The following is a 13722-nucleotide window of genomic DNA, read 5'->3' on the forward strand; positions in this document are numbered from 1 at the left end:
TACTATATTCAAGGATGTTTCAAGAAAGAGAGTAGGAAAGGCCTCAGAAATATTCGCCATACATATCAAAATTGCCATTAACTTACTGAAAAGATGAAAAATTCGAATAGCCTATGGGCAAGTGAAAAAGGTTGATAGCAGAATAAGATTAAAACCAGTTACTCATAGTTCTCAGTAAAAAGTATGAGTTTGCCTTCCTTTTTCGTCTCTTTATTTCTTTGGAAGAGTAGAAGTAATCCAGAAACAGAAAGTTTTATTTCAAAAACATAAATAAGTTCTATGTTTTTCATAATTTCACGAACTTATTTGTTACGTATTCAGTTTTTTAAACTATCTCCCCCAAAGTGAGAATCAAACAAGAAATATTTCGATATATACTGATTACTGCATGCTTTTTTATGTGTTGCGGATTCAATTTTCACGTAAAAGCATCAAAACCATCTCAAGCTCTTCAATCAGATGTGACAACATCTGCAGATTCTTCCTTACTCGTTATACTAAATAAGGCCGTAAATGAATTGCTTTCTCAAAATTATAAGGGGGCGGAGATCTTTTTTAAAGAAGCTGAAGAAGGTATTGACGAAAGTGAGTTGAATAATATTGAGCTTTTATATCGATATAAAGTCAATTATGGAGTTGCACTTCGAAAATTAGGAAAATTTAAAGATGCATTGGTTTCTTTTAATTCAGCTGAGATTATTTGTAAAAAGAACTATGGAGAATTATCAGGTAAACTAGCTCCTGTATATGCCAATGTGGGAAATATTTATCTTAATTTGAAAGATAATATAAAGGCACAAAAATTTTATGAGGCTGCTCTTTTTATTATCGAAAAGAATCCCTCGGCTTCACGCTGGAAAGATCCAATAATGAATAACCTTGGTCTGGTTTCAAAGAACAATAAGGACTATAATAATGCTCTCAAATATTTATTTGAGGGACTAAAAATTAAGAAAGCAAGGAATGCTACAAATCTTTCTGTGAGTTACACTAATATTGGTAATTGTTATAAGGAATTGGGTTACGATAAAGAGGCTAATCATTATTTTAAATTGAGTATTGATGAATCGATTAAATTAAATGGGGATGGTAATTCCGATTTGGCTAACTTTTATTTGAATTATGCCATATTTCATTCTTCTAAGGAAAATGGAGTTTTGGCTGAAGAATATTTAAATAAGTCCTACAAAATTTATTTAGATAAGTTTGGATTAAAGCACCCTGACACGGCTCATTGTTTGAAAAATTTGGGTGGCTTGTACTTCAAGGATAAAGACTATACTAAAGCCCTAGAGTATTACCAAAAAGCACTTGTGTCAAGCACCTATGACTTTCATGGAGAAGGTTTTGAGCAGAATCCCAATATACAGCAAATTGATGGTCAGTTATCGACATTTGATATTATAAATGACAAGGCTACAACATTAGAGAAGCTGTATGCTGAATCAAAACAAGTCAAGTATCTTAAAGCATCCTTGAATACATTCGATTTGTGTGTTGATATTATTGATCAAATTCGAATTGCTTATCAGGATGAAGAATCAAAGTTGGCACTGAGTGCCAACGAGAATGAAACCTTTTCTTCAGCTATTGAGGTGGCTGCAGATTTGTTTGAAATCACGGGTAATCCAATTTATAAGGAGAAAGCTTTTAGGTATTCGGAAAGCGCTAAGGCATCTAGTTTACGTCACTTTCTAAATGATGTCGACGCTAAATTAATTGGGGGTATTCCTATTGATCTTCAAAACTTGGAGCATCAATTAAAACAAGATATTGCAGATTACCGTGATAAGATTTATCAGGAGAGAAAGCAGTTTCATCCTAGGCAAGACTCTGTCGCTAATTGGCGCTATACTTTATTTGGTCTGAATGTCGACTATGAGAAAATGGTGAAGCGTTTTGAGACAGATCACCCAAGCTACTATGCCATTAAATACTCTAGTGCAGGCATTTCTGTAGAAGAACTGCAAAAGCAGCTGAAAGAAGATGAAATATTGCTTGAATATGCCTTATCTGGTTCAACTTTGTATTCTTTTGCTATTGGTTCTGATCTTTTCGAAATGAAAAAAGTGAGCCTAAAACAAGGTGAGTTTGAGAAAAGTATCACTAATATTCTAAGCTGTTTAAAGACCAATGATTTTTTTGGTAATCGTATGAAATATCATCAGGATTATATTTCTGCAGCTCATAAGCTTTATCAATTTGTAATCGAACCTTATGAAGATGTTATTCTGAATAAGCATTTAATCATAGTCCCCGAAGGTAAAATGGCCTATGTCCCCTTTGGTGTATTGTTGAAGCAAAAAGGAGACCCTGAGAGTTTGAATTACCGTGATTTGGATTACCTGATACGTCATAATCCTATTAGTTATCAAAACTCAGCTACGATTGCTTACAAGCGACCTAATAAAGGATTTTCAACACCATCATCAAAAAGACATTTGGCATTTGCTCCGTCCTATAATAATTTGAGCGATTCAATTCTAACAACCAGAAATATTCGTAACAACAATCTTTTTCCTTTACCTGGAGCTAAAGTAGAGGTTGAAAATATTTCTAAGATATTTGCAGGTGAGACTTATACTGATGAGCTTGCTTCTGAGACGAATTTTAAGAAAAAAGCTGAGGATTTTGACATTCTTCATTTAGCCATGCATACCATTTTAGATGATGATAATCCCATGTATTCAAAATTGGTTTTTACTCAAACAGGAGATACTTTTAATGACGGTTTATTGAATGCTCATGAGATTTACAATATGAACCTTAAAGCCAGGATGATTGTCTTGAGTGCTTGTAATTCAGGAAACGGAAAATTCCTTAAGGGAGAGGGTATTATGAGTTTGGCACGTGGTTTTTTCTATTCGGGTTGTCCAAGTTTAATCATGACACTTTGGACTGTGGAAGATTTATCAGGATCGACTTTAATGTCTTCATTTTATAAGTACTTGGCTCAAAGTTTTCCTAAGGACGTTGCTCTCCAGCAAGCTAAACTGGAATATCTTGAAACAGCTGATGCATTTAAATCGCATCCTTACTTTTGGTCGGGCTATGTTGTTATTGGTGATAAAGAAACCTTGTTCAGATTCAGTATGATTCATAAGATCTTGATGTTTCTGGGACTATCTCTTCTATTTGGAGGTATTTACTTCATTTGGCAACGCTCGTCTTCTAAAAATATTCACGAACAAACTCTGGATGAGTTCGATTTAGTTTAAAATCTATTTACTTCTCTTTTTAAGCTCCTAGAAGAATTAATTTATAGACTGAGACCTTATTACTTAAAGCTTCGATAAAACGGCTTATTTGCTTATTAAAACACCAATCTCAATAAGTCGGATACAAAAGAAAGGATTGTTCTGAAAAGAACAATCCTTGTATATTAACGATAGTATGACGAATCGATTTATTCCAGTTTGTTGAGAATCTCTTTGGCTTTTGTTCTGTAGAAACTATTCCCTTTGGCAATAGCACTATAAGTTTCCTTAGCCTTTTCTCTTTCGTTAGTCATTAGGTAGCAAATTCCTAAATACCACTCAGATTGCTCTATAAACAGGTTATTTTTGTGTTTTAATACTCGAATAAAATTCTTATTCGCTTTGGGGTATTCTTGTACTTGAATATTAGAAATACCGGAATAGAAGTTACTCGTTAAATTGGTACTGTCTTTATCTAGTATGGTTTGGAATAATGATAAAGCAGCACGATAATTTTTAGACTCATAGGATTTAAGAGCCTGTTCCAGAATTTTATCTGCATTATCAGCATCAGAAGCGGAACGAGTATTGATTACAATACCGTAGGGCTTGTAGTAGTTTCTGAATATTTCTTCATTGGAATATGGTTTGTTGCCAAGCATAGAATATATGCCAGCCATACCAATAAAAAGAATCATAGAAGCAGCAGCAATCCTCCATTTACCTTGGAATCTCGCTTTGCGTTTTTCAATAGGAGCAGGAATATCAATAGCTTCAAGTTTGCTTCTAAGCTCCATGACATCCTCTTCCATAATTGCCTCGTTAATCTCGTTATGAAGATTTAGTTCCATCTCCAGGTCAAGATCATCCATTAGATCTTTTTCAAAATCTAAGATTTCATTTTCGTTAAGCAGACCGTCTAGATAATTATCTATGCGATCAAAGTTTTTTTCGTCCATCATACTTCGGTAAATTGATTATCGCTTTTAATATTCATTATAAGTGTTTGCTTGCACTTATATTTCCTAGATTTCACGTAATCTTCTCCGGCAAAGCCCATTTTTTTTGCAATTTCTTTTGCAGATACTTTCTCAAGATAAAGTCTCATGATTTCCTGACAATCAGCTGGCAAACGTTTAAAATGCTTCTGATACAGACGGTACTTTTCAGTTTGCTCGTAAGATAAACTTACATCATCAACCTGTTGGTCGAGTACTACGTCTGATTGGATAATGTCAAGATTATCATTCCTTTTCTCAAGTTTTTTTAACCACAATAGTCGGCATACAGAGTAGATATACGTTCTAAAGTTACAAGTCAGCACTATAGGTGCTTTCTTCATCTTTCGAAAGATTACAATGATAGCCTCCTGAAAAAGATCGCGTGCGTCTTCACTGGTTCCACTATTATTTTCAACGAATCTGCAAGTATCAGGAAAGAACTTGCGATAGATGTAATTCAATACATCATTATTGCTCATTCCAATTCCTTCTAGAATTGCTTCTGTTGTGTAATCCATGTTATCTACCTCTTTATTCCTTCTTTTTGCAAAAAGTAACCCAGTAAAACGAAAAAAAAATAAAAACTAATTAATTAACGCTTGTATTATTCGAATTATCAATCTGTTATAAATAATTAAAAATTAGGTTTTTTCTGTAATTTATACATAATATGATTGAAAAAACAACTTATATATTACCCAACAAATATGTGACGAAGTTGTTTAAAATACGGATGAATTATTGTTTTATTTGTGTGAATGTAAATATATGTAAAAAAAATATAGTTTTTGATAAATGGATAAATCCTTTTCTCATATTGACATAAATATTTAAAAGGCTAACCAGTGTTATGGGCACATGCATTGCTTTAATTTGATATTAAGTTTTTTTGAGATTTATGGCTTTAAGCTGAAGGGGGAATTATTCTGGACTCAAGAAACATATTTGTTAGAGAGTGTAAAATAAAAAAAGGAAATTTTCATGCGAAAATTTCCTTTTTATTTCTCGGTGTGGGCGATATAGGATTCGAACCTATGACCCCTTGGGTGTAAACCAAGTGCTCTGAACCAACTGAGCTAATCGCCCGAGAAGACTGTGTGTATGTTATACAATTGTGGGCGATATAGGATTCGAACCTATGACCCCTTGGGTGTAAACCAAGTGCTCTGAACCAACTGAGCTAATCGCCCGAGAAGACTGTGTGTATGTTATACAATTGTGGGCGATATAGGATTCGAACCTATGACCCCTTGGGTGTAAACCAAGTGCTCTGAACCAACTGAGCTAATCGCCCTTTCCCTTAATTGCGATGCAAATATAGGAGGGAATTTTTTCATACGCAAGCCCTAAATGAAAATAAATTAAAAAAAGGTCTCTTGAACCCTTGGTTTTTGTTGAAAAACTCTACTTTTAGGACTCATAAAAAATTGATTAGATGGATAATAATTTAGAAAGTGACTGGAATAAACTTTTATATAAAATTTCTGAAGATTTTAATGTTGATGCCGATTTAAATGGAACTTTACTGCTAATTGGCATTCAGGAGCGTGAAGAAGGCTTCAAAGAAACTTATTCGAAAGATGATAAAATGGCTCTAATTAATCTTGCAACTTGTCGCTTGTTGATGAAATGGAACTATTACTCGATAGAAGGCTATGATGAAGATAAGTGGCCAATCTTCAAAAAAAATAAAATGATACCTCCTTTTTCAAAGGAGAAAGAAGAATTACTTTTGATGTCGTCTATTGTAGAATACTTCAAAGAGAACGCTTATCTTGGATCTTAAATTCTCACAAACACAATCATTAATTATTAAACAATGAACAAACTCATCACTCTAAGTTTCATTTTTCTTTTGGCAGGAGCTTATTCTTGTAAAACTCCTGTTAAGCTTGGTAAAAAAGATCGCATTGTTCAGATCGATACGGAATACGGTGCTGTTAAAATCCAATTGTATGATGAAACACCTGGTCATCGTGATAATTTCATCAAGCTGGCTCATCAAGGTTTTTTCGATGGAACTCTTTTTCATAGAGTTATTGATGGTTTTATGATTCAAGGTGGTGATCCTGACTCTAAGGGGGCAAAACCTGGTACGATGTTAGGCGAAGGTGGACCAGGTTATGATATTCCAGCTGAATTCCACCCTAACTTATTTCATAAAAAAGGCGTGATTGCTGCTGCACGCGAAGGCGATAGTGCTAATCCTAAACGGGAATCTTCGGGATCTCAGTTTTATATCGCTCAAGGAAAAGTTTATGAGCCTGAAGCTTTGGAGGCACTGGTTGTTAGTATCAATAAGAAACGGGCGAATGCTATTTTTGAGAATCAAAGAGCTCAATATAAGGATGAGTTGACTCAGTTACAGAAGGATGGTGAATTTGATAAATTCAACACTAAAATGGAGGAGATGAAGCATAACATTGATTCAATTTCTAAATCTCAAATTCTTGTTTTAACTGATCCAATGAGGGAAGCATACTCCACGGTTGGGGGAATTCCTCACCTTGATCAAGCCTATACGGTTTTTGGGGAGGTGATTGAGGGCCTAGATATTATTGATAAGATTGCTTCTGAGGAAACTGATGGTAATGATCGTCCACTAAAGGATATGAAAATGAAGGTTACGATTGTTCAATAAACAATTTGCGATTATAAATTTGGAAAAGGCTTCGAACATTCGGAGCTTTTTTGTTTTTTTGGATTGACAAAGTTAAATTTCGGCATGACTCAGATTAAGAAAATATTATTATTAACTGTCCTATTGTTCATTTTTTGCTCAAAAGGAGAATTAATTGCTCAGGATAATCGTACAAATTCAATTGTATTGATCGAAACGAATTTGGGTAATATGAAATTGATGCTTTACAAGGAAACGCCTAAGCATCGTAAGAATTTTTTGCAGTTGATCGAAAATAAGCATTTCGATGGAACTTTATTTTATCGGGTGATAAAGGGATTTGTACTTCAGGGAGGTTCTCAGGATTCAAGGAATGCTGCGCCTGGTAGACAGATTGGTTATGGAAGTTCGAATAGAACCATTGAGTCAGAATTCTCTCCGCAATATTTTCACAAAAAGGGTGCATTGGCAGCCGCTCGTCAGCCTGATAAGGTTAATGTATTTAAAGAATCGGATATTTCTCAATTCTATATTACTCACGGTAGAGTTTACACTATGGAAGAATTAACGACTATGGAAAAAGCTGTAAATGTACCTTTGAAAAAACAGATTGTTAAGCGATATCTAACACCTAAAAAGCGTCAGTTACTCGACTCGCTAAAGAAGTTGAAAAAGGTTGAGGAATTTAGAGAGATTGCAGATAAAATCAAGTCAAACATTAGTTTTGATTTCGAAAGCTCAACCGATAAGTTAATTTTTACTGAGGCTCAAAAAAAAGCCTATACAACAGTAGGTGGTGTACCTCATTTAGACAAAAACTACACGGTTTTTGGTGAAGTTATTTCGGGTTTCGATGTGATGGATAAAATTGCAAATTTAAAAACGGATCAATACGATAGACCCAATCTGGATGTGAAAATGAAGGTTCGAATTTTACAATATTGAAAGTCATTTTTCACACCTAAATTTGTTTCAGCTTATATATTTCTATCATTATCTTGATTTCTATGTCGAGACTTAGCTTTGTACTTTATTAAAATTCAACAATCTTTTGTAACTTCGCCGCCCTATTTGGTTGACTAAACAATACAATGATGGTAGGTAAGATAAATGAATTATTAGAGGAATTAAGAGCTTTTACAGCGACTAATCTCGACGAGGTAGAGCAATTCAGAATTAAACATCTAAGTAAAAAAGGGACAATTGCTGTTCTTTTTGGCGATTTTAAAAATGTGCCAAATGAAGAAAAGAAGGCTGTTGGACAACTCTTAAATGAGTTGAAAACCACTGCTCTTGATAAGGTAAATGAACTGAAAGATAGTTTTACAAATTCTGATTTTGACAAGTCGGGTTTAGATTTAAGTCTTCCTGCTGATCCAGTCAAGTTAGGTTCTCGCCACCCATTGTCCTTGGTTAAGAATGAAATTATAGAGATTTTTTCTCGCTTAGGTTTTACTATTTCTGAAGGACCAGAAATTGAAGATGATTGGCATAATTTCTCAGCCTTGAATTTCCCAGAGGAGCATCCAGCACGTGATATGCAGGATACTTTCTTTATCGAGAAGAATCCAGATATTTTATTACGTACGCACACATCATCGGTTCAGGCTCATGATATGTCTGAAATGGAATTGCCAATTCGTTGTTTAACTCCAGGGCGTGTGTTCCGTAACGAAGCTATTTCGGCTCGAGCTCACTGTATTTTCCATCAAATTGAGTGTTTGTATATCGACGAGAATGTTTCTTTCGCAGATTTGAAACAAACGCTTAGTTATTTTGCCAAAGAGTTCTTTGGAGAAAAAACAGAGATTCGTTTACGTCCATCATATTTCCCATTTACGGAGCCATCGGCCGAGGTTGATGTAACTTGCTCGCTTTGTGGAGGTGATGGTTGTAATGTATGTAAGGGTACAGGATGGTTAGAAATTTTGGGTTGTGGTATGGTTGATCCTAATGTTCTGGATCTTAACAATATCGACAGTAAGAAATACACTGGTTTTGCTTTAGGTATGGGTATTGAACGTATTACCATGTTGAAGTATGGAATTAAGGACCTCCGTTTGTTCTTTGAAAATGATATTCGTTTCCTTGAGCAATTTTCTGCGGCAGGTTTCTAGACTATACATAATCATAATATATAGATCCCGAGGGCTTTACAAGCTTTCGGGATTTTTTTTTAAGTAAAGTTTTCGAGCTTGTTTTTCTCGAAGTTAAATTGCTATATTTATCTGCCCATTTAGGACTCGAAATGCCATTTTAAAATGATCTTTCAGATCCCTAATTTGTATGTTTAATGGGCTTTTTTGAGTGTGTTGAAAATTTAGTTTTTTAGATTTTAATAGCTTTGAAAATGAATCAGAATCAAACTTTCCCCAATTGTGATCAATTAGCCGAATGTTTCGCAAAAACATTTAAGCATTTGAGTAGCGATCAGATGAATCTTCTTTTTTGGGAAGAGGAATGTGAATTGCTGAAAAGGGGTAAGGTCATATATGCCGAAGGGGATTCTGCACGTGGCTGTTATTTTGTCTATTCAGGCGTATTAAAAGTTTTTAAAACGGGCCTAGAAGGGAAAGAACAGATTATCCGTTTTGCAAAGTCTGGCGATATTATAGGCTTTCGATCGGCCTTGAGTCAGGAACCAGCCTGTACATCCTCAAAGGTAATTGAGGATGCAATAGTTTGTTTTATTCCTAGCGATACTTTAACCAAGTTGATTCAACAAAACCCTGATTTTTCATTGGAGTTGATTAAGATGACTTGTAAGGAGCTTGGACAAGCCAATAGTTATATTACTGATATTGCACAAAAATCGGTTCGAGAGCGCTTAGCTGAGGTCTTAATGCAGCTTATGGAAACCTTTGGCTTAGCTCAGGACAATACGCTTCAAATCTCATTAACTCGCGAAGAACTTGCCAATATGGTAGGTACTGCTACCGAATCAGTCATCCGTTTGCTATCAGAATTTAAGAACGATGGTCTCATAGAGATTAAAGGCAGAAAAATTAAGATTGTTGATGTTCGCTCTCTCAAAAGAGTTGGAGGCGTTTACTAATTAGTGATTAAGGATTATCGATTTACAATTTAAGAGTAAATTTTTAGTTCACAGATATACATAAGCCCAAAATATACTAAAGCACTGTTCGTTTATTCGGATGGTGCTTTTACTTAATAAGTATCAAGTATCAAGTATCAAGTATCAAGTATCAAGTTGCGGGTGGTTTCTTTCCCTTTTATGTATTTTCTTCATTTTTTTACACTTTCACTTCTTCACTCGTTTCTCTTTCTTACTTCTCAAACTATGTTAAAAAATGTTATCTGAATTTTGATTCTACTACAAAAGTAGTAGATTTGATTTTGTTAACCCAATTCTCACTACCCAATTAATTATCATGAAGAAGACCCTAAACTTATTAATCATCTTAAGCTGCCTTCAATTCTCACTTTTTGCTCAGACTACTGAATTACTGGAGCTCTGGCAAAAGAAAGATTGGAAGACCTTAGTTACTGCCTCTAGCCAGCAGATACAAGCTAATAAAAGTAATTACCAAGCCTATTATTGGAAACAATATGCCTTAGTTGAGCAAGGTCAGAATGTAGATGCCTTAGAGGTTTTAAAAGCGGCGTTCAAATCTTGTGAAAACAAGCTGGAGATTAGAAGTGAATTGGCAAATCTTTATTTTTTGCAGGGCATGTATCATCAGGCTAAAAGCGAATTAGATACCTTGCTTAAAGAACAAAGACCTGATTTTAGGACTTTCGAACAAAGGGTTTTAATTCATGAATTCTCTAAAGAACGACTGGCTGCTATTAACCTCTTACATAGAGGGAAAAATAACGATGCTTCCCAGATATTTTATTGGATTCATTTAGGTGATAATTACAATCATTTAGGTGAGTACGACGATGCGATTAAGTTTTACGAAATGGCTATGGACATGAACCCATTAGACTATGAGACCAATAGTAAATTAGCTCGTGTTTATTTGAAAGTCGATCCTGAATCAGCTCTCGATATTTGTGATTTAGTCTTAGAAAAAGATTCTACGAATATCCGCTTTATCCAAATTGCTGCATCGGCTTTTATTAAATTGGATAAGGAAATAGAAGCGCTCAACCAATATAGCAAAGCTTTAAGTTTGGGAGACTCTACTTTAAATACCATGCGTAATGCAGGTATTCTTTTTCAAAAGTTTCAGAAATCTGATAAGGCTCTAAAGCTTTTAAATAAATCCTATCAGATAGATAGTACCGATGTGAAGGTCGTTTTTTATTTGGCCATGGCAGAGACGCATCTTTTTAAGCCTGAAAAGGGCTTGGAGCTTTTTGATGAATCATTGAAATTGATGCAAGCCGACTCGTCTATTCTTTCGATTATTCATAAAGAGAAGGGTGTTATTTACGCTGATAAAAAGCAACATCAGAAGGCATTAGATAACTACTTAATTGCTCACAAACTCAATCCCAAAAAGAAGTTCTACTTGTTTTTAATTGCTGAGCAATACGATGCTCTAAACAGAAAGAAAGAAGCTCTGGAATATTACCAGCAAGTGTTTGATAATATAGATGAGAAGAAAGGACTTGATCTATTATCAGCATCTATTCGTGACTTCTCAAAATCGAGAATCGAAAGGCTGAAAGAAGATCTGTTTATGGAGCAATAATTCAGGTGAAATTTTAAAGGCAAAAAGGAGCATTATCTTATCAAGATGATGCTTTTTTTATATGAGGTGTTTAAAGGGGGAAGTTTTAACTTTAGTTATCCGATTCGAAAAGAATAGCTTCGATCTATTGTCAATTCTTTTTGAACACATATCACATTGAATATATGGATAAGTTTAAAAACAAATATCGCATACCATCAGCCAGAGCAAGGTGGTGGTATTATTCCAACGAAGGTTTCTATTTTATTACGATTTGTACCCATAATAGGCGGCGTTTTTTTGGCAGCGTGTCCGATAGAAAAATGAATTTATCGAAGATTGGCCTGTTATCAGAAAAGTATGGGTTCGAAATTCCCGATCATTTTCCATTTGTAAAGTTGCATGCCTTTGTGGTGATGCCCGATCATGTGCATATGATTATCGAAATTGCCCATTCCCCCAATCCCGCCAATTCCGCTACAGAGGCGTTGCATGCAGATATTACTGGAGAGGCGTTGCATGCAACGCCTGTACGGATGGCAGCCATTTCGCCCAAGCGAGGTTCCCTGGCCAGCATCATTCGTTCCTATAAATCGGCGGTAAGCCGCGATGCCCGAAAAGTGAATCCCAATTTTGAGTGGCAGAGCCGTTTTCACGATCATATTATTAGAGATGATGGCGCGTACGATCGTATTTCGAAATATATTATCGATAATCCCAAAAATTGGAATAAATACTAGAGACGTTGCATGCAACGTCTGTATACGTTATGAAATGCATGCAACGTCTGTATACGGTTATGAAATGCATGAACGTCTGTATACGGTTATCAAATGCATGCAAGGGCTGTAACAGATGCCTAATGTTATAGCCCCATTATCAAATCATTAAAATTATTTTAGAATCATTGTTTTTTGGATTGTATGTTTATTATGATTATTTTCAGTTGTCATAAAAATATTTTTTAACCCAAAATTCTATTTAAAATGAGTGATAAAGAAAATTTTGACAGTCTTAAGCTAATTTACGATGCTATTAGCCAAGAGGCAATAAAACAGCCTAATCTACCTGTTGATGTAGCTAACAACGAAGCCATGTATTTGTACGAAATTGCGACACGCGACAAAGACAAGTTTGCGAGCACTGATGTAGATATTACATTAATTGAGAGTTTACCCATTAGAGTAGGTGGCTTGCGTTATTCGCAGACTCGCTGGACCCAGGTTTTTGCAGCAAAATCGGAAATTGAAAAGCAGTGGAGCCTGATATCGGCGGAGGGATTTGAACTGCGCGACGAACTGTTGCATTTCTGCCGATATGCTTATCGAAAGGATAGTGCTTTAATGGATATTGTACACCGAATTGCCGAAGGATCGACAAATGCAGATATGATTCAGGATTTATCGGAGCTTGCCATGCTGGGTAAAAATAATCCGACACAGTTGGAAGGTGTGAGTTTCGATTTATTAAAGCTTGATAGAGCCACGGAATTGGCTGAGCAAGGTGGTTTGTTGCTGGGTAAAGTAAATGGTGACAGAGACGATAATCTTAAAATTGATAAAGACATGCGCGATCGTGCCTTTACACATCTTAAAGAGGCTGTTGATGCCATTCGTGAAGCAGGGCGTTTCTTGTTTTGGAAAGATGAAGAGAAAGCAGAGCAGTATGCTAGTGCTTATTTCCGAGCAATTCGTGAAAAGAATAAAAAAGAGGAAGCACAGGAAGCTTAAAACCTCTGGAAGCCCCGCGATGGTTGAGTCGAATCGAGATGGGAGGCTTAAAAACCCGATGGGAGCCATTCCAAACCCGATGGGCGGTACAAAAGTGAGATGGACGCCATTATTTGACCAATATACGCCATTCGAAACCCGATGGGAGCTATTAATTTCCGATGGGACGTGTTTTTTTTGAAATGGGCTCCTTGTTCTTGTGATTCTACAATATTATACGATTAAAACGGACTAAGACAACAAGCTTAGTCCGTTTTTTTTATGGCTTATAGTTTCTCGAAATAAACTACAAGATGTGATTCATAATAAGTAAATATGATATTTATCAGTATTGTGAAACATGTTTTTTTGTTATGCTACCTGTATTTAATATAAATTAAATATTGAAGCTGTATTTTTATTTTCAGTTAAGACTTATTATCCTTTGCCTGAAGACGCTGTTTTTACTGCCCTGTGTATGATTAATGCACTTTTAATGCTGATAAATAAGCTTTTTTGTATGGTAAATATTATGGGGGGCGGGATTTTTGA

At 35.4% G+C, this 13722-nt stretch carries 12 protein-coding genes and 3 tRNA genes; 9 read left to right on the forward strand and 6 right to left on the reverse strand.

Annotation, left to right across the window (positions count from 1 at the left end; translation table 11 throughout):
• Positions 1–158 precede the first annotated feature (158 nt).
• Positions 159–290 (reverse strand): hypothetical protein, encoded by a 132-nt coding sequence (locus tag DWB61_RS17860; protein WP_262701261.1) that lies wholly within the window; start codon positions 288–290, stop codon positions 159–161.
• A gap of 54 nt (positions 291–344) precedes the next feature.
• Between DWB61_RS17860 and DWB61_RS00170 the strand changes: the two genes are divergently transcribed.
• The gene (locus DWB61_RS00170; RefSeq protein ID WP_125028739.1) at positions 345–3218 is read left to right on the forward strand and encodes a CHAT domain-containing protein; all 2874 of its coding nucleotides are present in this window, start codon (positions 345–347) and stop codon (positions 3216–3218) included.
• A 188-nt stretch (positions 3219–3406) separates the two neighbouring features.
• Here the strand turns inward: DWB61_RS00170 and DWB61_RS00175 are convergent, their stop codons facing one another.
• The 5 genes from DWB61_RS00175 to DWB61_RS00195 form a co-directional block, all read right to left on the reverse strand.
• Positions 3407–4159 carry a tetratricopeptide repeat protein gene (locus tag DWB61_RS00175; RefSeq protein WP_125028740.1) on the reverse strand — a complete coding sequence of 251 codons (753 nt, stop codon included), beginning with the start codon at positions 4157–4159 and terminating at the stop codon, positions 3407–3409.
• Positions 4156–4716 (reverse strand): RNA polymerase sigma factor, encoded by a 561-nt coding sequence (locus DWB61_RS00180; protein ID WP_125028742.1) that lies wholly within the window; start codon positions 4714–4716, stop codon positions 4156–4158. The genes DWB61_RS00175 and DWB61_RS00180 overlap by 4 nt, the downstream gene beginning before the upstream one ends.
• 493 nt (positions 4717–5209) lie before the next feature.
• Positions 5210–5284 (reverse strand) — tRNA-Val (locus DWB61_RS00185).
• A gap of 29 nt (positions 5285–5313) precedes the next feature.
• A tRNA-Val gene (locus tag DWB61_RS00190) sits at positions 5314–5388 on the reverse strand.
• A 29-nt stretch (positions 5389–5417) separates the two neighbouring features.
• A tRNA-Val gene (locus tag DWB61_RS00195) sits at positions 5418–5492 on the reverse strand.
• 141 nt (positions 5493–5633) lie between these two features.
• Here DWB61_RS00195 and DWB61_RS00200 point away from each other — a divergent pair.
• From DWB61_RS00200 to DWB61_RS00235, 8 genes are all read left to right on the forward strand, one after another.
• Positions 5634–5984 carry a hypothetical protein gene (locus tag DWB61_RS00200; RefSeq protein ID WP_125028744.1) on the forward strand — a complete coding sequence of 117 codons (351 nt, stop codon included), beginning with the start codon at positions 5634–5636 and terminating at the stop codon, positions 5982–5984.
• Between the two features lie 33 nt (positions 5985–6017).
• The gene (locus DWB61_RS17915) at positions 6018–6839 is read left to right on the forward strand and encodes a peptidylprolyl isomerase (protein WP_125028746.1); all 822 of its coding nucleotides are present in this window, start codon (positions 6018–6020) and stop codon (positions 6837–6839) included.
• Between the two features lie 84 nt (positions 6840–6923).
• Entirely contained in the window at positions 6924–7763 is an 840-nt protein-coding gene (locus DWB61_RS00210) for a peptidylprolyl isomerase (RefSeq protein WP_125028748.1), read from the forward strand.
• Positions 7764–7912: 149 nt separating this feature from the next.
• Positions 7913–8935 (forward strand): phenylalanine--tRNA ligase subunit alpha, encoded by a 1023-nt coding sequence (gene pheS, locus DWB61_RS00215; protein ID WP_125028750.1) that lies wholly within the window; start codon positions 7913–7915, stop codon positions 8933–8935.
• Between the two features lie 233 nt (positions 8936–9168).
• A complete protein-coding gene (locus DWB61_RS00220) occupies positions 9169–9873 on the forward strand; it encodes a Crp/Fnr family transcriptional regulator (protein WP_125028752.1) in 705 nt (234 codons plus the stop codon).
• 337 nt (positions 9874–10210) lie between these two features.
• Complete coding sequence (locus tag DWB61_RS00225) at positions 10211–11482, forward strand: tetratricopeptide repeat protein (protein ID WP_125028754.1); 1272 nt, start codon at positions 10211–10213, stop codon at positions 11480–11482.
• A gap of 164 nt (positions 11483–11646) precedes the next feature.
• On the forward strand, positions 11647–12201 hold the full coding sequence (locus tag DWB61_RS00230; protein ID WP_125028755.1) for a transposase: 555 nt from the start codon (positions 11647–11649) through the stop codon (positions 12199–12201).
• A 246-nt stretch (positions 12202–12447) separates the two neighbouring features.
• Positions 12448–13191, forward strand: coding sequence for a hypothetical protein (locus DWB61_RS00235; RefSeq protein WP_125028757.1), 744 nt, complete (start codon positions 12448–12450; stop codon positions 13189–13191).
• Positions 13192–13722 lie beyond the last annotated feature (531 nt).

It is taken from the genome of Ancylomarina euxina, from assembly GCF_003863355.1.
Classification (GTDB): domain Bacteria; phylum Bacteroidota; class Bacteroidia; order Bacteroidales; family Marinifilaceae; genus Ancylomarina; species Ancylomarina euxinus.